Source organism: Sorangium sp. So ce1036 (genome assembly GCF_051369805.1).
Lineage (GTDB): Bacteria > Myxococcota_A > Polyangia > Polyangiales > Polyangiaceae > Sorangium > Sorangium cellulosum_F.
Window position 1 is genome coordinate 4,941,093 of the sequence record NZ_JBBMOX010000001.1, and the last position, 19,639, is coordinate 4,960,731.

The 19,639-nt window shown below is 73.4% G+C and carries 10 protein-coding genes; 6 read left to right on the forward strand and 4 right to left on the reverse strand.

Annotation, left to right across the window (positions count from 1 at the left end; translation table 11 throughout):
* Positions 1–303: 303 nt before the first annotated feature.
* Positions 304–5,595, reverse strand: coding sequence for a protein kinase domain-containing protein (locus WMF31_RS18540; protein WP_436603223.1), 5,292 nt, complete (start codon positions 5,593–5,595; stop codon positions 304–306).
* A gap of 291 nt (positions 5,596–5,886) precedes the next feature.
* On the opposite strand from WMF31_RS18540, the gene WMF31_RS18545 reads away from it, so the two are divergent.
* The 5 genes from WMF31_RS18545 to WMF31_RS18565 all read left to right on the forward strand — a co-directional run bounded on the left by WMF31_RS18545 (position 5,887) and on the right by WMF31_RS18565 (position 13,166).
* Positions 5,887–6,186 carry an FtsB family cell division protein gene (locus WMF31_RS18545; RefSeq protein WP_436603224.1) on the forward strand — a complete coding sequence of 100 codons (300 nt, stop codon included), beginning with the start codon at positions 5,887–5,889 and terminating at the stop codon, positions 6,184–6,186.
* Between the two features lie 54 nt (positions 6,187–6,240).
* Complete coding sequence (locus WMF31_RS18550; RefSeq protein WP_436603225.1) at positions 6,241–7,803, forward strand: hypothetical protein; 1,563 nt, start codon at positions 6,241–6,243, stop codon at positions 7,801–7,803.
* Between the two features lie 79 nt (positions 7,804–7,882).
* Positions 7,883–9,571 (forward strand): acyl-CoA mutase large subunit family protein, encoded by a 1,689-nt coding sequence (locus WMF31_RS18555; protein WP_436603226.1) that lies wholly within the window; start codon positions 7,883–7,885, stop codon positions 9,569–9,571.
* 792 nt (positions 9,572–10,363) lie between these two features.
* Positions 10,364–11,659 carry a pre-peptidase C-terminal domain-containing protein gene (locus WMF31_RS18560; RefSeq protein ID WP_436603227.1) on the forward strand — a complete coding sequence of 432 codons (1,296 nt, stop codon included), beginning with the start codon at positions 10,364–10,366 and terminating at the stop codon, positions 11,657–11,659.
* A gap of 355 nt (positions 11,660–12,014) precedes the next feature.
* A complete protein-coding gene (locus WMF31_RS18565; RefSeq protein WP_436603228.1) occupies positions 12,015–13,166 on the forward strand; it encodes a DUF1566 domain-containing protein in 1,152 nt (383 codons plus the stop codon).
* Between the two features lie 155 nt (positions 13,167–13,321).
* Here WMF31_RS18565 and WMF31_RS18570 read toward each other — a convergent pair whose 3' ends face one another.
* The gene (locus WMF31_RS18570) at positions 13,322–14,029 is read right to left on the reverse strand and encodes a class I SAM-dependent methyltransferase (RefSeq protein WP_436603229.1); all 708 of its coding nucleotides are present in this window, start codon (positions 14,027–14,029) and stop codon (positions 13,322–13,324) included.
* Positions 14,030–14,302: 273 nt separating this feature from the next.
* Complete coding sequence (locus WMF31_RS18575) at positions 14,303–15,901, reverse strand: serine/threonine-protein kinase (RefSeq protein WP_436603230.1); 1,599 nt, start codon at positions 15,899–15,901, stop codon at positions 14,303–14,305.
* Positions 15,902–16,199: 298 nt separating this feature from the next.
* Between WMF31_RS18575 and WMF31_RS18580 the strand changes: the two genes are divergently transcribed.
* Positions 16,200–17,015 (forward strand): SDR family oxidoreductase, encoded by an 816-nt coding sequence (locus WMF31_RS18580; protein WP_436603231.1) that lies wholly within the window; start codon positions 16,200–16,202, stop codon positions 17,013–17,015.
* 35 nt (positions 17,016–17,050) lie between these two features.
* Here the strand turns inward: WMF31_RS18580 and WMF31_RS18585 are convergent, their stop codons facing one another.
* A complete protein-coding gene (locus WMF31_RS18585; RefSeq protein ID WP_436603232.1) occupies positions 17,051–19,444 on the reverse strand; it encodes a DEAD/DEAH box helicase in 2,394 nt (797 codons plus the stop codon).
* Positions 19,445–19,639 lie beyond the last annotated feature (195 nt).

Below are 19,639 nucleotides of genomic sequence, written 5' to 3' on the forward strand. Positions count from 1 at the left end.
GCAGCCTAGCAATTTGAGGATTTATCCGTCAACCAGTCCGGTGCGGAAGTCGCAAGCGGCGGTCCCCTCTACTGGATCGCGTGGATCGCGCTCGATCCACCTAGCACGCTCCGCCGGGAAGCGCCCGTGGCAGCGCTGGCGGGCGTTCCCGGGGAGCACGCGTGGGTGGTGCGGCCCTTTGGGGGCTCATCGGAGGGGTTGAAGTGCAGGCGGGCCCGAAAAGGGGCTCGCCGGAACGCAAGCCCCGGAGGTGAGCCCCCAAAGGGCCGCATCACCCACGCGGGAGCCATCCGTGCGGAGAGCTCAGCCGTCGATGTTGACGCCGAGCCGCTCCCGGGCGGCGAAGTACTCCTCGCTGACCGCGTAGAGCAGCAGCTCCTTGAGCCTCTCGGTCCGGGGTACAGCCGAGCTCGCCTCATCCACCGCCTTGATCATCTCCTGCGCCAGCTCGAGGTCGTTGGCGAGGAGGAAACCGGCGCGATCGGCTGTCAGGTCGATGCCGGATACCCAGCGCTTGAGGTCGATGGCGCCGGCCTGGAGCAGCTTCGTCACCGCGCTCGCCAGCTGATCGCGCGCCGGCCCGACGACCGTGGGCTCCAGGACCGACAGGTTGTCCATCACCGGCCCCTCCAGCTCCTTCGTGACCGGGAACGTGGGCGTGATGAGCTTGACGGCGGCGAACAGCCAGGCGCGCAGGCCGGTGCCGGTCGGCACCAGGTGGCGGAGGTACATGCCCGGCCGGTAGTAGGTAAGGTGGCGGGCGGCGATGAACGCGGCCGCCTGGGTCGGCAGATCCACCTGGAGCGCCGCGGCGCCGAGCACGATCGCCGGCTCGTGCGCGTGGAGGAACGAGACGCCGCCGCCGTCGTTCGGGTTCTGGAACGTGATCGGGGGCGCGATGCCGAGGGCGCCCGCGGCGTAGTAGAGCGTCTGCGACATCGGGTAGGGGTCCTGCGCGAGGTCGACCGGGTAGGCGGCCTCGTAGCCGAGCTCCTCCAGCGGCTGCCCGTTCTTGCGCAGCACGGCGGGTTCGATGACGCGGAAGACGGCGGTCAGGAGCGGATCCGCGTCGGGGTGGATGAGCGCGGTCGCCCACGCCTCCTCGTCGAGCGGCCGCTGCGCCGCCGCGACCGTGTCCGGGCGCAGGCGCCGGAAGAAGCGCTCCTCGTCCGGTCCGGCGGCGCTCAGGCAAGAGAGCGCCTGGCACACGCAGAAGGCCGCGTCGGCCCGCTTCGCCTCGGTGTACAGCTTGCGCAGGAGCCGGTACGCCTCCGGCCTGTACGGGTCGCGGCGCAGGATCGGGATCTGCGCGGCCACCGCCTTGTCCAGGTACTCCGCCGGGTTGCTCGCGTAGAGGCTCGCGAGGAGCGCGTTCCGCTCGTCGTTGTCCGGATCGAGCGTCTGCGCCGCCTCGTAGGCGTCGATCGCCTCGCTCATCCAGCCGAGCCTGTCCTTGTAGAGCGCGCCCAGCCGGTCGAACGTCGAGAGCATCCTCGCCGTGTCGTTCTGCTCGGTCGCCTGGTCGAGATCGAGCTTGAGCAGGCGCTCCACGTCCTCGTGGTCGCCCTTCTGAGCGCGGAGCTCGATCGCCTCCGAGAGCGCGCGGGTGAGGGACGGGTCGAGCTCCAGCACCTCGTCGTAGAACCGGGCGGCCCGGCCGAGATCGCCGAGCTGCCGCGCGCTCACGATCGCCGCGGTGTGCAGGTACTTCGCCTTCTGCGGCCGGTCTTCGATCTTGGCCGCGAGCTTGAGGACCACGTCGATGAGCTTCGACCAGTCCTTCTCCTCGCTGTAGAGCTGCATCAGCTTGGTCAGGATCTTCCGGTCGTCCGGGCGCTCGTCGAGCGCGGCCACGTAGCTCTTGGCGGCGCGCGTCCGGTCCTTCAGGTGCGTCGCGAGCAGGTCGCCGATCTCGATCAGGAGCGCGCTCCGCTCCTCGCCGACCGCCACGTCGAGCCGCCGGTGCTTGAGGCGCACGACCTCCTCCCAGTCCCCCCGCGCCTCGAAGACCCTGGAGAGCAGGGCGAGCGGGGCAGGGGACTCCGGGAGGAGATCGGCGGCGTTGGTCAGCGGGCCGATCGCGCCCTCGGCGTCGCCCGCGGCGAGCCTCGCCTCGCCGAGCCCGAGCAGGGCCTCGGCCCGCTCCGGCCCGGGCAGGCGGGCGCCGAGCCGATCCACGACGTCCCGGTAGAGCTCCGCGGCCTCGCTCGCCTTGCCCGCGTCGAGGTGGACCCTCCCGGCGCGCGCGATCGCCGCGGGGTCGTCCGGCGCGAGCGCGAGCAGCGCCTGCGCGGCGCCGAGCGCCCTGGCGCTCGAGCCGCTCTTGCCGAGCGCGTCGATGTAGCGGAAGAGCACCCTCAGGCCCTGCTCCTTCGGTAGGGCGTCGGCCCGGCTCGTCAGCGGCTCGTAGTGCCGCGCCGCCTCGAAGAAGCGGCCGGCCTCGAACGCGAGATCGCCCGAGATCATGAGCCCCGGCGTGCTGGTCGGGTCGAGGTCGACGGCCCGCCTCGCCGCCTCCTCGGCGCGCGCGTCGTCCTTCAGGCGCTCCCGGAGCAAGAGCGCCATCTCGCCGTAGAGGCGGGCCTTGGCGAGGTTGCCCTCCGCGACCTCGGCCTCGCGCGCGATGAGCTCGACGGCGCTCGTCGCGTCGCCCCGGGCGAGGTAGGCCGCGCGCAGCGCCGAGGACGCGCCCGCGTTCTCCGGCTGCGCGTCGAGGGCCATCTTGTAGCGCTCGATCGCCCCGTCCCGGTCGCCCCGCTCCTCCAGCAGCCTGGCCGCGCGGATCCAGAGCTCGGCCCTGCTCCCCGCGGTCCTCGCCGCCGCCGCGAGCGCCTCGAGCGCGCTGAGCGCCGCCGCCGCGTCGCCGGTCGCGGCCCGCACGTGCGCCAGCGACTCGAGCGCGCCGGCGTGGTGCGGGTCGATCGCGAGCACCCGCTCGTACGCCTTGCGGGCGCGCTCCGGCGAGCCGATCTGCTCCAGCAGCACCCGCCCCATCGCGAGCAGGAGCTCCTCGCGGCGCCCGTCGTCGGACACGACGCCGAGCTGCCGCTCGTAGAGGCGCACCACGTCCTCCCACCGCTCGAGGGCGCGATAATGCCGCCCGAGCGCCGCGAGCGACCCCTCGTGCGCCCCGTCGATCTCGAGGATGGCCTCGAGCGCCTCGGCCGCCCTCGCGTGGTCGAGGAACTCCTCGTCGTGGAGGCCGGCGATCCGCTGGTAGAGGTCGATCTTCTGGCGCGGCGTCGCGCTGAGCTCGATCTGCCGCTCCAGGTTCTCGAGCAGCTCCCTGGTGCGCTCGGTGCGGCCGTAGATGCGATCGAGGCCGCGCAGGGCGGTCAGGCTGGTCGGATCGAGCTCGAGCGCCGCCTCGTAGCGGCGCATCGCCTCGTCGAGGTCGCCGAGGCGGCCCTCGTAGAGCTCGGCGAGCTTGCACATCGCGTCGACCCGCGCCTCGCCCCGCAGCGCCCCGGCGCGCCGCTCGAGGATCCGGGCGCAGCCCTCGTGATCGTCGAGGCGCCGGTAGATCCTGAGCAGCGCGTCGCACGCCCGCGTGTGCCCGGGATCCTCGGCGAAGATCTGCTCGTACAGGTCGCGCGCGCGGCCCGGCTCGCTCAGCTTCGCCTCTAGGAGCTCGGCCGCCGCGGCGCGCAGGTCGCGCGCCTCGCCGGGCGTCGCGGCGCGATCGGCGCGCGAGAGCAGCACCGCCCCGAGCTCCTGCCACTGCTGGGCGCGGCGGTAGACCTGCGCGAGCCCCTCCAGCGCCCTCTCGTTCGCCGGGTCGAGCCCGAGCACGAACTGGAAGCACGGCAGCCCGAGATCCGGCCGCGCGAGCCTGTCCGCGTACCACGGCCCGAGCCGGTTGAAGAGCGCGATCCTCGGCGCGGCGGCCATGGCCGCGTCGGCGCTCGCCTGGCTCAGGATCTGGAGCGCCTCGGCCCAGATCTTCATGTCGCCGCCGGCCGCGCGCTCCAGATCGGCGGCGTACGCGTCCTGCTCCGGGTCCTGCGCGAGCGCCTGGGCGAAGGCGAACACGCCCTGGTCCTTGTCGTCGAGCTCCCGCACGTAGAGGTGCCCGATCGCGTTCAGCGCCCGGGCGCGCTCCGCCGGGCTCCCGGCCCGCTCGCTCCGCTGGAGGAGCATCTCGACGAGCTCCTCGTGCTTCCCCAGCGACCTCCTGAGCTCCTCGAGCGCGCTGAAGGCGATGTCGTCGCCCGGATCGAGCTCGAGGAGCGCCAGGTAGACGGCCTCCGCCCTGTCGTGGCGCTTCCCCTTCTCGTGGACGCGGGCGGCCCGGAAGAGCAGGAGCTTCTTCGCCGAGGCCGCCGGATCGCCGGCCTCGCCCGCGCGGGCCTCGATCTGGTCGGCGGCCATCTCGAGCGCCTCGGCGACCCGGCCCGGGTCCGCCCCCTCGTCGACGGCCGCCTCGACCGAGAGCGCGAGGTCCACGTCGGTCGGGCTCGCGACGAGCCGATCGATGAGGTCGTTCAGCCGCTGCTCGCCGAGCGCCGAGGCCGGGCCGCGCCGCCCCGGCTCGCCGGGCGGCTCGAGCGCCTCGAGCGCCGCGCGGGCCCCCCTCGGCCGCGCGTCCGGCGACTTCGCGAGCAGGCGCTCGCAGAGCGCGTCGATGTCCTTGCCCACCCACCCGCGCGGCGCGACCGCGCTCGGCAGGGGCGGCGCCTGGGTGAGGTGCGCGAGGGCGACGTCGACCGCTGTGTCGCCCGGGAACACGGGCTTGCCGGTGAGCAGCTCGAAGAGCAGCGCGCCGAAGGCGTAGAGATCGCTGGCCGCGCCGACGTCCCCGCCCCGCAGCCGCTCGGGGCTCGCGGTCCTGGCGAGCGCGGGGCTCTCCCACCCGGCCCCGAGCCGGTCGCCGCCGACATCGACGAGGACGGGGCGCGGCTGCGCGTCGTCGCCGTGGGCGACGAGGACGTTCTCCAGCTTGAGCGCGCCGTGGAAGAGGCGCTGCTCGTGGAGCGCGGCGAGCCCGCCCAGGATGCCGCGGAGCAGCGGCCTGGCCTCGTTGAGGTGGAGCGGACCCGAGCGCGCGACGCGCGCCGAGAGCGGCTGCCCGTCGACGGGCGCGTACGCGACGAACGCCCGGCCGCCGACGAGCCCCGCCTCGACGCCGCTCGCCAGGCTCTCGTGGCGCACGCGCGCGGCCAGGCGGACGTGGGTGAGGAACCTGCGCACCGCCCGGCCATCCCGGGTCACCTCGCGCCGGAGCACCTTGAGCGTCCGCGGCTCGTCTCCCCGGGTCGCCTCGTAGACCAGGCCCCGCGGCCCTTCCCCGATTTTTTGCGTGATGGTGTAATCGCCGAACGTCTCACCGACCGCGAGCTCTTCGGGTAGCCGGAGCCCTCGGGCTCCGAGGGCACGTACGCGCGTGTCGACCTCGGCGCGTGAGGCGATGATGGCGTCGATCAAGGCCTCGATGGCGTCGAGCTCGACACAATGGTCCGTGAGGGCGCGCGCAAAGGAGGCCTTGGAGGCGCCGCCGCCGACCTCGGCCGGGTTGAACCCGAGGAGGTCGGATGACAGGGCCACCATCTCATCCAGCGAGAAGAGGCGCTCGAGCTCGCCTCGGACGATATCCATGGACATGGGTCTCCCTCGGGCCGCCCCCCCTCGGGCTGGCGAGTGCGCTGCGAGCCTGCCGGACGGCGGGGCGATCGTCATGCTAGCGAAGCGGATGGCGCCATGCGACCTCCGACGGCCCTCCGGCGCTCGCCGGCGCCGCGGCGCGATGAGGACGAACGAGGCGGCCTTTCGCCGGCGCGCGCGCCGGTCGCGAACGCTGGATATCCATCCGAGACGGGACGCGAGGTGGCGCGGAGTCGCGCGATCCCTGGAGGAAAGTTGACAAGATCGCGGGTTGTGTGCGAGCGGATGCTCGTGCGTCGAATAGCGCATTTCCTGGAGCGGACGCTCCCCATCGCGGTGCTGGTCGTCGCGGTCGTGGGCGCCCCGGTCATGATCTTCTCGCCACAGGGCCTGCCGCGCCTGCGTGAGCTCGAGAGAGAGCTCACCGACGTCGAGGAGGAGAACGCCGAGCTGGGGCGGCAAATCGAGGCGCTCCGCGGCAAGGTGGCGCGCCTCCGCGACGACCCGACCGCCGTGGAGCGGATCGCGCGCGACAACCTCGGCCTCGTGCGGCAGAGCGAGGTGGTGTTTCAGTTCTCCCGCTGACGACTCCTCGCCTCTCGCTCCTCTCCCCAGGTCGGTTCTGGTATCGTGTGGCGAGTGTCACTGGACCTGGGCCGCCTCCTGATTTCCGCCGGCGCCGTCTCCAAGGCCGAGGTCGAGGCCGCCCTCTTCGTGGCGGTCCTGCGGGGCATCCCGTTCCCGCGCGCCCTCATCGACCGCGCCGCCCTCAGCGAGCGCGCCCTCGAGGAGGCGCTCGATCGCCGCGGCGGCCTCGCGCTGCGGCAGGTCGTCGGCGCCCGCGATCTCGTCGCGCGCTTGCCGCGCGCGATGTGCCGCCGCCTCGGCGCCGTCCCCTTCCGCGCCGATCCCGGCGCCGGCACCGTCGATGTCGCGGCCGCCGATCCGCTCGATCGCCACGTCGCCGACGAGCTCAGCTTCCACCTCGGCGCGCCGGTGCGCATCTTCCGCGCGCCCATCGCGGCCATCGAGGAGGCCATCCGCGCCCTCGAGCTCGACGAGCGGGAGCAGGCGCCCGCCCGCCCGCGCCGGGCGACCCCGGCGTTCCCGCACGGCGCGCCCCAGTCGACCATCCCGCCGCCGCCCTCGCACGAGGTGCCCATCCCGCTCATCCGGCGCGCCGCGGTGCCCTCCTTCGACGAGCCCGGCGCCCACGACGCGCCGGGCGGCCCCCCGGGGCGCCGCGGCCCGGCGCACGGCCGCCGCGCCCCGCCGGCGGACGCGCCCCCATCGCTGGAGGACCCGATCCTGCCGCTCCGCCACACGAAGGCGGCGCCCGGCGCGCGGGGCGCCCCGCCGGGCGCCCGCCGCCCCCTTGACGCCGAGCGCGGCGCCGGCGCGCGATCGCCCGCGCGCCCCGCCGCCCCGCGCGCGCCGGACGCCGGGCCCGCCGTCGCCTCCTTCCCGCCGCCGCCCGTGGAGATCTCTCCGGCCTTCAAGCTGCTCGCCGCGATCCTCCCGCAGAGCTCGCCGGACCCCGATCCGGCGCCCGACAGCGCCGGGCGGCAGCCGGCCCCCTCGTCGCGCCGCGGTCGTCCCGAGGGCGGCGGGCGTCCCGAGGTCGGCGGGCCGCCGTCGAGCCGGCGCTCGGGGCGCCTCCCGGCGCTGCCCCCCGCGCCCGAGCCGGAGCTCTCCGACTACCTCGACGACGACGAGCCGCCGCCGCAGCCGTTCCTCGATCTGGGCGACGTCAAGGACGCGCTGTACCTCGCCCGCACGCGCGACGACGTCGTCCGGCTCGCGCTGCGCGGGCTGCGCCTGCTCGCGCGGCGCGTCGCGATCTTCGCCGCGCACCGCGGCGTGTTCCGGGGCTTCGCCTGCAACGCCGAGTTCGGCGAGCAGGAGGCGCTGCGGAGGCTCACCCTCCCGATGGACCAGCCGAGCATCCTCGCCACGGCCGTGGCGACCCACCTCTACGTCGGGCCGATCCCGGGCACGCCCACCCACGCGCCCCTGCTCGACGTCATGGTCAACCCGAGCCTCGACGTCGCCGCCGTCGCCGTCCAGGTCGCCGGCAGGCCCGCGATGATCCTCGTCGCCGACCGGCTCATCGATCCCGTGGGCGGCGTGCGCAGGATGGACGAGCTCGCGCGCGCCGTGGGCGAGGCGTTCAGCCGGATCCTCTCCGCGCGCGCCGGGTAGCGTCGCCGGTCGGTTCACGCTAGGGCCGACCCGCCGGGCCGAGGGGGCCGCGGGGAGAGAGCGAGGTCTGATCGCCGCCATGAGCCGCAACGACGAACACGAGCCGAGGGACGAGGAGCGCGCCCGCTTCGAGGCGCGCCTCGCAGGAGCGAGGCAGAAGGCGCGGCGCCGCGCCGGCGTGCTGGCCGGCGGCCCGGGGGAGCTCGCGCGCGACGCCGACGACCTCTACGACGCCGCGACGCTCGAGGCGCTCGGCTTCGATCCGGCGCGCGATCTCGGCTTCCCGGGGCAGCCGCCGTTCACGCGGGGCGTCCAGCCGAACATGTACCGGGGGCGGCTCTGGACGATGCGCCAGTACGCCGGGTTCGGCACGGCGGCCGAGTCGAACGCCCGCTATCGCTACCTGCTCTCGCAGGGCCAGACCGGGCTCTCCGTCGCGTTCGATCTGCCGACGCAGATGGGGCGCGACTCGGATCACGAGCGCGCGCTGGGCGAGGTCGGGCGCGTGGGCGTCGCGATCGACACGATCGACGACATGCGCACCCTGCTGCGAGGGCTGCCGCTCGATCGCGTCTCGACGTCGATGACCATCAACGCGACCGCGGCGATCCTGCTCGCGCTCTACATCGCCGTGGCCGAGGAGCAGGGCGTCCCGCGCGGCAAGCTCCGCGGCACGATCCAGAACGACATCCTGAAGGAGTACGTCGCGCGCGGCACGTACATCTACCCGCCCGGGCCGTCGCTCCGGCTGATCCGCGACGTCTTCGCCTTCGCCGAGCGCGAGGTGCCGGAGTGGAACACGATCTCGATCAGCGGCTACCACATGCGCGAGGCCGGGTGCGACGCGGCGCAGGAGGTCGCGTTCACGCTCGCGGCCGGCGTCGCCTACGTCGAGAACGCCGTCCGCGCGGGGCTCGACGTGGACGGCTTCGGCGCGCAGCTCTCGTTCTTCTTCAACGGCCACAACAACTTCCTCGAGGAGATCGCGAAGTTCCGCGCCGCGCGGCGGATGTGGTCCACGATCATGGGCGAGCGCTTCGGCGCGAGGACCGATCGCGCGCGCGCCCTCCGCTTCCACTGCCAGACCGCGGGCATGACGCTCGCGGCGCAGCAGCCGCTCGTCAACGTGGTGCGCGTCACGGTGCAGGCGCTCGCCGCGGTGCTCGGCGGCTGCCAGTCGCTGCACACGAACGGCTTCGACGAGGCGCTCGGCCTGCCCACGGAGGCGGCGGCGACGCTGGCGCTGCGCACGCAGCAGGTGATCGCGCACGAGTCCGGCGTCGCCGACTTCGTCGACGCGCTCGGCGGCAGCTACGCGGTCGAGGCGCTCACGAAGCGCCTCGAGGAGGCGGCCTACGCCTACGTCCGCCGCATCGACGATCTCGGCGGGATGGTGGCCGCCATCGAGCAGGGCTACGTTCAGCGCGAGATCCAGGCGACGGCCTACCGCTACCAGCTCGACATCGAGGAGCGGCGCCGCGTGATCGTCGGGCAGAACGAGTTCGTGTCCGACGCGCCGCCCGTCCCGGTGACGCGCGTCGATCCGGCCCTGGAGCGCGACCAGATCGCGCGCACGCGCGCCTTCCGCGCGGCGCACGACGGCCCCGCGCGATCGGAGGCGCTCGCGCGCGTCGACGCCGCGGCGCGCGGCGAGGCGAACCTGATGCCGCCCATCCTCGACGCCGTGAGGTCGGGCGCGACCGTCGGCGAGATCAGCGACGTGCTGCGCGCGATCTGGGGCGAGCACCGCGAGACGCTCACGATCTGAACGCGGGTCATCCGGCCGGCGCCGCCCCCGCGCGGCGCCCCGGCGTGCTGCATCGCCGTTGCAGCTGCTCGGCGATCGCGGCGGCGCGCGGGCGCGCGCTGCGGCCGTCCCCGCGCCTGCTTTCAGGGCGCTCCTGCGCGTGCGCTAGGGCAACGCCCGCGCCTTCTTTGCGGCCGCACCTGCGCCTTCTTTGCGGCCGCGCCGCCGTCGTCGTCGTCGCGCGATCGCGGGCGTCGCGTTGCACGGATGCGCGCCGCGGCTTTCATCCGCGCAACGCGGGAAGGAGGATCCCGACGCCTGACGACGTGCAAGTGCGCGTCGCCAGAACTCAAGGGGTGTGATTTTCCAGTGTGTCTGTCCGATGGGATCTCTCCATTTTGCATGTGACGGGAATTTTCTCGCCACGGGGTAACTCGTTGCGGCCATTTCGAAATTTTTTACATCCCGGAACCCTTTTTCTGAACGCTGGTCAGATTTGGCTATCCGACTGCAGGTCAAATCGGGTTAAGGCATTTGGGTCTCCAACGAGTTCGCTTGGACAGCGTGATTCGCCTCCCCGGAAAGGAGCTTCAAATGCATCCTACAAAGCCGCACGAGAGCAGTGTGGTCACCCGTAAGCTCGCAGTGGTGGTCGCTGGTATTGCCGCTGTCGCGGCTGGCTGCTCGGCAGACGTCGACGACACAGCCACCGAAGCGATCGGTACGAATCAGTTGGGATTTGACCACTTCGAGCGGACGGTATTCCGCGAGGCTGACACAGGTGTCTACATTGTTAACGGGGACACCCCGGTCGTGGATGTCAAGCATCTACGCGAGTTCTGGGAGACCCATGTGCGCGATGGTGCGCTGATCGTCAACCAGTCGGGGGGGAGCGACATCGTCTGGACGACGGAGCAGCGGCACAACCTCACCTACTGCGTGAGCACGAGATTCGGGCAGAACTACGAGGCGGTCGTCGCCGCGATGACGGAGGCGGTCCAGGCGTGGGAGGAGGTCGCCGACGTCGACTTCATCCACGTGGACTCCGCGGATGGCAACTGCACGTCGAGCACGAGCAGCGTGCTGTTCGACGTGAACCCCGTGAACACGGGCGGCCAGTACCTGGCGCGCGCCTTCTTCCCCGGTCAGTCGAGGTCGACGCGGAACGTGCTGATCGACGGGACCGCCTTCGGCAGCACCCGGCCGACGCTGACGGGCATCCTCCGCCACGAGCTCGGCCACACCCTCGGCTTCCGGCACGAGCACACCCGGCCTGAGTCCGGCGCCTGCTTCGAGGACAACAACTGGCGTGCCCTCACCTCCTACGACGGCGCCTCCGTGATGCATTATCCCCAGTGCAACGGGACCGGCGACAGCACGCTCAACCTCACGCAGAAGGACATCGACGGCATTCAGTCGCTCTACGGTGGTCCCGCCGGCGGCGGCGGCGGCGGCGGCGGCGGCGGCGGCGACGGGGAGCCGATCACCGAGTCCTTCAGCGGCCAGGTCGCGCGTGGGGTGGCCAACACGGTCGGGCCCGAGGAAGGGTTCGAGGTCGTGCCCGGGACGACCTTCACCGTGGTGATGAGCGGGACCGGAGATCCCGATCTCTTCGTGAAGTTCGGCGCTGCGCCGACCTCGAGGTCGTTCGACTGCCGACCCTACCTGAGCGGCGCGGACGAGACCTGCACGCTCGAGGTGCCCGAGGGCGAGACGCGGGCCTTCATCAAGGTGCACGGCTACACGGCCGCGACCTACGAGGTCGAGGTGAGCTACTCCGCGCCGGGGACCGGCGGCGGCGAGGGCACCAAGACGTCGACGAGCTTCGATGGCTCGATCGCGCGGCGCCAGGAGGCGTCCCACGGGCCGATCGCGGTCGTCCCCGGCACGCCCTTCCGGGCCGTGATGAGCGGCAGCGGGGATCCCGATCTCTACGTGCGGTTCGGCGAGGCGCCGACGCTGAGCGCGTTCGACTGCCGCCCCTACCTCGACGGTGCGGACGAGGCGTGCGATCTGACGGTCCCGGACGGTGCGTCCGAGGCTTTCCTCCTCGTGCACGGGTACTCGGACAGCACGTACACGGTGAACGTCGACTACACGACTCCCTAGCACTGCGTCCCCCAGGTTCGTCCCGGGGCCGTCGCGGAGGGGCCGGAGCGCAGGCGGGTGGAGCGGCCCTTTGGGGGCTCACCGGAGGGGCTGATGTGCAGGCGAGCCACAGAAAGGCTCGCCGGAGCGCAAGCCCCGGAGGTGAGCCCCATGGGGCCGCTCCACCCGCAGGCGAGCCACAGAAAGGCTCGCCGGAGCGCGAGCCCCGGAGGTGAGCACCCGACGTGCAGCATCACCCGCCCGCGCGATGAAAACCTGCGGGACGCGGCTCGTTCGCGAGGAAATCGACCGCCGCGCCCCGGCGGATGATAGGCTGCGCGCCCGGATCCTTCCCAACCGACGCTGCTGCCCGCCCATGCCGAACGAGACCCCTTACGCCCTCCGCATCACCTGCTTGATGGCCGTGCTGCTCCTGGAGTCCGCCGGGCTCGCCGGATGTGTTGGTGATCCCTTCCAGGTCGGCGGCGGCTCCGGCGGGGGGCCCGGCGGCAACGGCGGCAGCGGCAACGGCGGCAGCGGCAGCGGCAGCGGCAGCGGCGGCAGCGGCGCGGGCGGCGGCGAGCCGATCGGCGGGGGCGGCGCCGGGGGCGGGGAGGGCGGCGGACCGCCGGCGGTCCCGGTGACGTGGCCGGACTCGATGACGAGGCGCTGCTCGAACGGGACGACGGTGGTGGAGGCGTGCCCCGGCCCGTCGGAGCCCCTCTTCGGACAGGACGGCAATTACCTCATCACCGTCCCCTCCTACGAAGAAGGCGACGGCGTCGTGACCGACTCGGTGACCGGGCTCGTGTGGGAGAAAGCGGCCGAGGACGGCTCGTTCCACATGGCGGGCGCCCTGCAGCACTGCGAGGCGATCGCCGCCAGCCGCCTCGGCGGCCGCGACGACTGGCGCCTCCCCACGCGGCGCGAGCTCGTCTCCCTCATGGATTTCGGCCATACCGCCGCTTTCCCGGACATCGTGACGCCCTACCAGGACGGCTTCTACTGGTCCGCCACCGACGTCGCCGACGACGACTCCCGTGCCTGGGGCGTGCTCGCCAGCAACGCGTCGCTCGGGTACCTGGACAAGACCGAGGCGACCAGGGCGCGGGCGCTGTGCGTCGGGGGCGAGAGCAAGCTCGCGCCGGTCGAGCTGTCGGTCGCCGAGAGCTGGGTGCTGGATCTCTCCACAGGGCTCGTCTGGCAGCGTCAGTCCGCGCTCTCCAAGTTCTCCTGGAGCGACGCGCTCGCGCACTGCGAGGAGCTGGAGCTCGCCGGCCGGACCGACTGGCGACTCCCCAGCGCGAAGGAGCTGCTCACGCTCGTCGACGACGCGCGGTCGGGGCCGGCGATCGATCCGGAGGCGTTCCCGGGCGCGGAGCCCGGCGTCTTCTGGTCGTCGACGCCCGCCCTCGAGAGCGCCGACAGGGCGCTCCTCGTCAACTTCTCGAACGGCGCCTCGCTGAGCGCCTCGCTCCGCGATCCGCGGCTCGTGCGCTGCGTCCGCTCCGACCTGTCCGACGGGTGATCGCCGCCCGAAGGGCGCGGGGCGCGCCGTCGCTCAGCGGTGGTGGTCACGTTTGGGGTGCTCACCGGAGGGGCTGGAGTGCAGGCGGGCCACAAAAGGGGCCCGCCGGAACGCAGGCCCCGGAGGTGAGCACCCCAAACGTGACCACCACCCGATCAGCCCCCGGGCTTGACGAACTTCAGGACGAAGCGATCGCTCATGCCCCGCTTGTCGCCGGCCGCCATGGGGGCGGCGTTCCAGTCGCGCGTGTCCGAGGGGACGCGGAGGAAGCTCGCCTCGGCCGCGAGCCGGAAGCCGGCCCGCTCGATCTCCTCGCGCACCACCTTCTCCTCGATGCGGTGGAGCGTCTTCGCCTCGGTGACGCCCGTCCCGTCGCGCCCGCTGTGGTCGATGACCGCGAACACGCCGCCGGGCTTGAGCGCGCGGAAGATGGCGCGGTTCATCGCGGCCCGGTCCGTCTCCAGCCACACCGTGTCGTGGTAGAAGAGGAGGAGGAACACCGCATCCAGATCCCGCGCCTCGGGCGGCAAGGGGTCGTCGATCTCGCGGTCGAGCCGGACCACCGGCTTCATCACGGGCTTCTTGAGCCGCTCGCTCCACGGCTTCTCGGCGAAGCGATCGAGGACGAAGCGGTTGTTCTGCGCATAGACGACGCCCGTCGGCCCGACCGTCCGCGCCAGGAGCTCGGCCGTGTAGCCGCCCCCGGCCATGAGCTCCGCGACCTTCATGCCCGGCTGGATGCCGAAGAAGGCGAGGGTCTCCGCAGGCTTGCGCCCGGGATCGAGCGCCCGATCGGCCTCCGTCCGGTCCGGCGCGTCCACGACGGCGCGGAGGGCAGCGGGCACATCGATCGAGGTGGCCATGGAGGGCGCCGCGCCGTTCGCCTCGGCCGGGCCGGGGCCGCTCACATCACCCGGCGCGGGGGCCGCGGCGGGGGGCGCAGCCGACGGGGCAGCGGCAGGCGCGGCAGCCGGACCAGGCGTTGTCGAGGGGGGCGCGGCGCCGCAGCCGGCGAGCGAGGTGAGGGCAAGGGCGAAGAGAAGGTGGCGGTGTCGCACGCTTCGCTGCTAACCGAGCGGGCAGGTGGCCGCAAGCCGGTCGTGTCCGCGGCGTCCGCGATCGGCGAGCGTCGGGCGTCACGGATGGGCCGGAGCGGGCGCGGCAGGCGCAGCGGGCGTGCCGGGCGTGGCAGGCGCGGTGGGCGCGGCAGGCGCAGCGGGCGTGCCGGGCGTGGCAGGCGCGGTGGGCGCGGCAGGCGCGGCGGAGCTCGCGGGAGGGGCCGCCCTCCGCGAGGGCAACAGCGCTGCGCGCGCCGCGGCGGCCAGCCCCGGCCGCGCCACGGACGCGGCGCGCATCGCCGCCGCGGGGGGCGCAGCGCCCATCCGGCCCCTGGCGACGCGCACGCTGGCCACGGTGATCCCCGCCAGCGCGGCGCAGGCGATCGCCGCCGCCAGCAGGCGCTGCCGCCACGCCCCGGCCGCCGACACGACGGCGCCGGGCGGTGCCGACGGCGAACGGAGCTCGTCCCGCGACCGCTCCGTCGTGGAGGTGGCCGCCTTCACGGCCGGACCCAGGAGCGGATCGAGCGTGCCCTCGTCCGCCGATGCCGGGCCCACCGCGTGGAACCCGCTGCTCGGCGAGGCGCTTGGCGGCTCGGTGAACGCCGCGTCGGGCCCGTCGAGCGGCTCCGCCTCGTCGGCGGCCAGCGGCGACAGCGCGCCGGGCCGCCCCGTCACGCGCAGGGTGAAGGGGCTGGCCGCGCCGGCGCGCGTCAGCTCGCGCCCTTCCAGGTCGTCGTCGTCGGGCAGCGCGGACGGCAGATCGGACGAGGGGTGGCCTGCCTGGCGCGACTCGGGCGGGTCCTTCAGCGCCGCGGTCACGAGGGCCGCGAGGTCCGCCGGCGCGCCGATCGCGTGGCCGGCGTCGCGCAGCGCCTCGATCGCCTCCAGCATCGCGCGGGCGTCGGGGAAGCGGTCCTCCCGGCGGGGCGCGAGCGCGCGCGCGAGGACCGCCTCGAGCGCGGGGCTCACCTCGGGGCGCAACTCGCTGGCCCGCTGGAGGTGCCCCTCGCGCGCCGCCGCCATCCGCGCGGTGGCGCTGGTCCCGGCGAACGGCCGCGCGCCGGTGAGCATCTGGAACAGGACGACCCCCAGGGCGAACAGGTCGGCGCGGGCGTCGACCCGCTCCCCGTCGAACTGCTCGGGCGGCATGTAGCTGGGCTTGCCGACGAGATCGCGCCTCGCGGCGTCGCCCGCCTCGCCCGGCGTGGCGATCGCCACCCCGAAGTCCACGACCTTCACCGCGCCGCCGAGCGAGACGAGCACGTTCCCCGGGCTCACGTCGCGATGCACGAGGAGCTGCCCCTCGGCGGCCGAGCGCTCATGCGCGTAGCCCAGCCCCTTGAGCACCTCGGACGCCACGAACAGCGCGACCGGCACCGGGACGGTCTCCCCGCGCGCCCAGATCCACCTGCAGAGCCGCCCGAGATCCGTCCCGGAGACGAGCTCGAGCACGAGGTAAAAATCGCCTCCATCGTCGACGCCGAAGTCGAGCACCTCAACGAGGTTGGGGTGCACGAGCCGCGTCATCATGCTGGCCTCGGCGATGAACAGCTCCTTGAGCGCGTCGCGGCCAGCGTGCATGGGGACGATTCGCTTGATGGCGACCGGGAGCTCCGTGCCATCCGGCCCGAGCGCGGCGGCGCGGAACACCTCCCCCATCCCGCCGCGCGCCATCCGCGGTCCGATGGCATAACGCCCCAGCACAGCCCCCCTCGATGGCGCGCGCTCCACGATGCTCCGACTCTAAAGGGCACCGAGGGGCCGGGTAAAGGGGCGACCGTGCTCGACCACCGCGGTGCGGCGAGGTCGATTGTAGAAATCGACCCGGGGTGGCCATGCTCCTTCGTCCATCCCGGAGGTGCCTGCCGTACCTGCTGCGCACACGTCAGGCATCGATCCCGTCCGGGGCGAATGTCGCGCGGGCCTCCGGGGGTCGCTGGATCGGCGTCGGTCTGGTACAAGGCCGCGCAACATGACGCATGCCGCCCAGACCGATCCGCCTCCGGTCGTCTTCATCACCGGCGCCTCCGCCGGATTCGGCGCCGCGATCGCCCGTCGCTTCGCCGGCCTGGGCGCCCGCCTGATCCTCGCCGCGCGCCGCTACGAGCGCCTGGAGGCGCTCGCCGCCGAGCTCTCGGGCGGCGGCGCGGGCTCGTCGGCCGGCGGGCGCGCGCGGGCGACGGCGATCCACCTCGTGCGGCTGGACGTCCGCGACCGCGGCGCGGTGGACCGGGCGGTCGCCGAGCTCCCGCCGGAGCTCTCCGACGTGTCGGTGCTGGTCAACAACGCGGGCGGGGCGATCGGCCTCGCGCCGGCGCACGAGGCGGACCCCGACGACTGGGAGCAGATGGTCGACACCAACGTCAAGGGGTTGCTCCACTGCACCCGGGCCATCTTGCCTGGCATGGTGGCGCGCGACCGGGGGCACATCATCAACATCGGCTCGGTGGCGGCCGAGACGCCGTATCCCGGGAGCAACGTTTACGGCGCGTGCAAGGCGTTCGTGGCCCAGCTCTCGCTGAACCTGCGCGCGGACCTCCTCGGCAGCCGGGTGCGCGTCACCGACATCGAGCCTGGCCTGGCAGAGACGGAGTTCTCGCTGGTGCGGTTCAAGGGCGACCGGGACCGGGCCGCCGCCGTGTACAAGGGGGTGAAGCCGCTCTCGGCCGAGGACGTGGCCGAGGCGGTCGTCTGGTGCGCGACGCTCCCGGAGCACGTCAACGTGAACCGCCTGGAGCTGATGCCCGTGATGCAGGCGTTCGCCGGCTTCGCCGTGAAGCGCGACTAGCCCTCTCGCCCTGCGCCACGCGGCGAGGCGTGGGCTCACGCCTGGTGCAGCAGGAGCTCCAGCAGGCGGAGCGCCGCGCGCCTGCGGAGCCCGTCCACCGCCTCCGTGGCGCCGACGCACAGCGGACAGCCCGCGCTGTCGCACCCGCACCCCGCGATGAGCTGCCGGGTCCGCGCGAGGAGCTCCTCGCGCTGCTCGTAGATGCGCTCGGCGAGCCCGACCCCGCCGGGGACGTTGTCGAACAGGAACAGCGTCGGATCGAACACCCCGGCCACCTCGGCCCCGGGCGGGGCGCCCGGCGCCCGGGCCTCGCTCCCGTCCTCGAGTGTCTGGCCGATATCGCGCGGATCGCACATCAAGGAGAGCGTCGCGACCGTCTCCAGCGCCCTCGCGATCCCGCGCAGCCCGTCGATGGCCGTCGCGCGGCCGAGGCCGAGCTCCTCGCAGAGCGGCTCCGGCACCGTGAGCCAGAACGAGGTCGTGTGCATCTGGATGTCCGGCAATCGCACGTCGCCGTAACCCGTGTTCTCGTGGGAGTAGAACTTGATCTTCTTGTACCCCACCACCTTCTCGACGATGCTCACCTCGCCGAGCGCCGCGGTCGCCCGGCCGAGCGGGGCCGTCGCGCTCTCGTCGAGGATGCTCACCTTGCGGTGGGTGAGGGCGGTCGTGAAGTAGTCGGGGACGACCTTCGTCACGAAGGCCTTGTGGTTCTCGTAGTCGAGCCGCTCGACCTGGTACTGCTCGCCGTCGTGCTGGTAGATGGCCTGTTCGTGGAGCATCGTCGGCGCGGCGCGCCAGTCGAGCTCCGCGAGCGTCTTGCCGAGGGCCTTGTCGATGATGACGAAGTTGTCCCACCCCACCGAGCGCAAGCTCACGTGGTTGGCCGGATAGGCGTCGGTCGCCCAGTGGAAGCGGTCGTTCGACTCGTGCACGACCCCGTTGTCCTGGAGGAAGCGGAGCGCCGCCACGGTGTCGTCCGGCGGCATCGCCGCGTAGGGCTCCCCCTTGAGGAACGGCAGCTCGAACGCGGCGCACTTGAGGTGCTGCACCAGGATCTCGGTGTTCTGCGGATCGATCCGGGCCGACTCGGCCGCGCGCTCGAGCAGGTAGTCGGGGTTCCTCGCGAGGTACTGGTCGAGCGCCGCGCTGGTCGCGCACAGGACGGCGATGCTCGTCTTGCCGCGCCGGCCCGCGCGGCCGAAGCGCTGCCACGTCTCGGCGACCGACCCGGGGTAGCCGGCGCAGATCACCGCGTCGAGCTCGCCGACGTCGATGCCGAGCTCGAGCGCGTTCGTGGCCACGACGCAGAGGATCTCGCCCTCCCTGAGCCCCCGCTCGACCCGGCGGCGCGTCTCGGGCAGGTAGCCGCCGCGGTAGGCCATGATCGCGTCCTCCGCCCCGATCTCCTTGCCGACGCCCTCGCGCAGGTACTTCAGCATGATCTCGACCGAGTTGCGCGACTGGCCGAACACCAGCGTCGGGACGCGGGCGCGCGCGAGATCCCCGGCGAGGCGCACGGCGCTCTTCAGGGTGCTGGCGCGCACCCCGAGCTCCGCGTTCACCACGGGCGGGTTGTAGAGGAAGAAGCGCCGCGGCCCGCGCGGGGCGCCCGACTCGTCGATGAGCTCGATCTCGTCCTCGGCCACGCCGAGCAGCCGCGCCGCGTGCGCCCGCGGGTTGCCGATCGTCGCCGTCGCGCAGAGGAAGGTGGGGCTCGAGCCGTGGAAGGCGGCGACGCGGCGCAGCCGCGCGAGCACGTGGGCGACGTGGGAGCCGAACACGCCCCGGTAGGTGTGGAGCTCATCCAGCACGACATAGCGCAGGCGCTGGAACGTCCGCGCCCAGTGCGCGTGGTGCGGCAGGATGCCCGCGTGGAGCATGTCGGGGTTGGTCATCACGATGGGGCTGCGCTCGCGCGCCGCCCGCCGCGCGTCGCCCGGGGTGTCCCCGTCGTAGACGATCGCCGGGATCGTGAGCCCCGCCTCGCGGATGAGCGCGTGCAGGCCGGCCTCCTGATCGCGGGCGAGCGCCTTGGTCGGGTACAGGTAGATCGCGCTGCCGCCCTGGCCCGACGCGGCGCCCTCGGCCAGCGCGTCGAGCACCGGCAGGTGAAAGCAGAGGCTCTTGCCGCTCGCCGTGGGCGTCGCGACGACCACGTGCCGCCCCGCCCGGCCCGGCTCCGCCGCGCCGCCCGCGCGCGCCGCCGAGAAGGCCCGCGCCTGGTGCTCGTACAGCCGGCCGATGCCGCGGCGCTCCAGCGCGCCGCGGAGCGCCGGGGAGAGCGTCGCGGGCATGGGGCTCGTGCGCGCCTCGGCCGGCGGCAGCTCGCGATCGGCCGTGAAACAGGGGCGCACGTAGCCGGAGGCGAGCCACGACGCGATGACCGACTCGACGCCGGTCTCGATCTTCCAGGGGGGCGACGGCATGACAGCGGCATACTAAACAGATGCGCCGTGTCGCTCAACCGGATCGGGCAGGGGCGCGGCTCAAGCCTGCTCGCGCCGCGCGCCGAGCGAGCGACCGCTGCGTGGCGCGTTTGCGCGCAACACGCGCGACGGCTGGGCAGCGTGGATACGGCGCGTGCGCCGGGGGCCCGGCCTCGCCGCTTCCCCTGCTGCGTC

Coding starts and splice junctions, on each gene's coding strand:
- WMF31_RS18540 (WP_436603223.1), bottom strand. CDS start 5,595: ATGGATATCGTCCGAGGCGAGCTCGAGCGCCTCTTCTCGCTGGATGAG.
- WMF31_RS18575 (WP_436603230.1), bottom strand. CDS start 15,901: ATGGCGCGCGGCGGGATGGGGGAGGTGTTCCGCGCCGCCGCGCTCGGG.
- WMF31_RS18580 (WP_436603231.1), top strand. CDS start 16,200: ATGACGCATGCCGCCCAGACCGATCCGCCTCCGGTCGTCTTCATCACC.
- WMF31_RS18545 (WP_436603224.1), top strand. CDS start 5,887: ATGCTCGTGCGTCGAATAGCGCATTTCCTGGAGCGGACGCTCCCCATC.
- WMF31_RS18570 (WP_436603229.1), bottom strand. CDS start 14,029: ATGGCCACCTCGATCGATGTGCCCGCTGCCCTCCGCGCCGTCGTGGAC.
- WMF31_RS18555 (WP_436603226.1), top strand. CDS start 7,883: ATGAGCCGCAACGACGAACACGAGCCGAGGGACGAGGAGCGCGCCCGC.
- WMF31_RS18565 (WP_436603228.1), top strand. CDS start 12,015: ATGCCGAACGAGACCCCTTACGCCCTCCGCATCACCTGCTTGATGGCC.
- WMF31_RS18585 (WP_436603232.1), bottom strand. CDS start 19,444: ATGCCGTCGCCCCCCTGGAAGATCGAGACCGGCGTCGAGTCGGTCATC.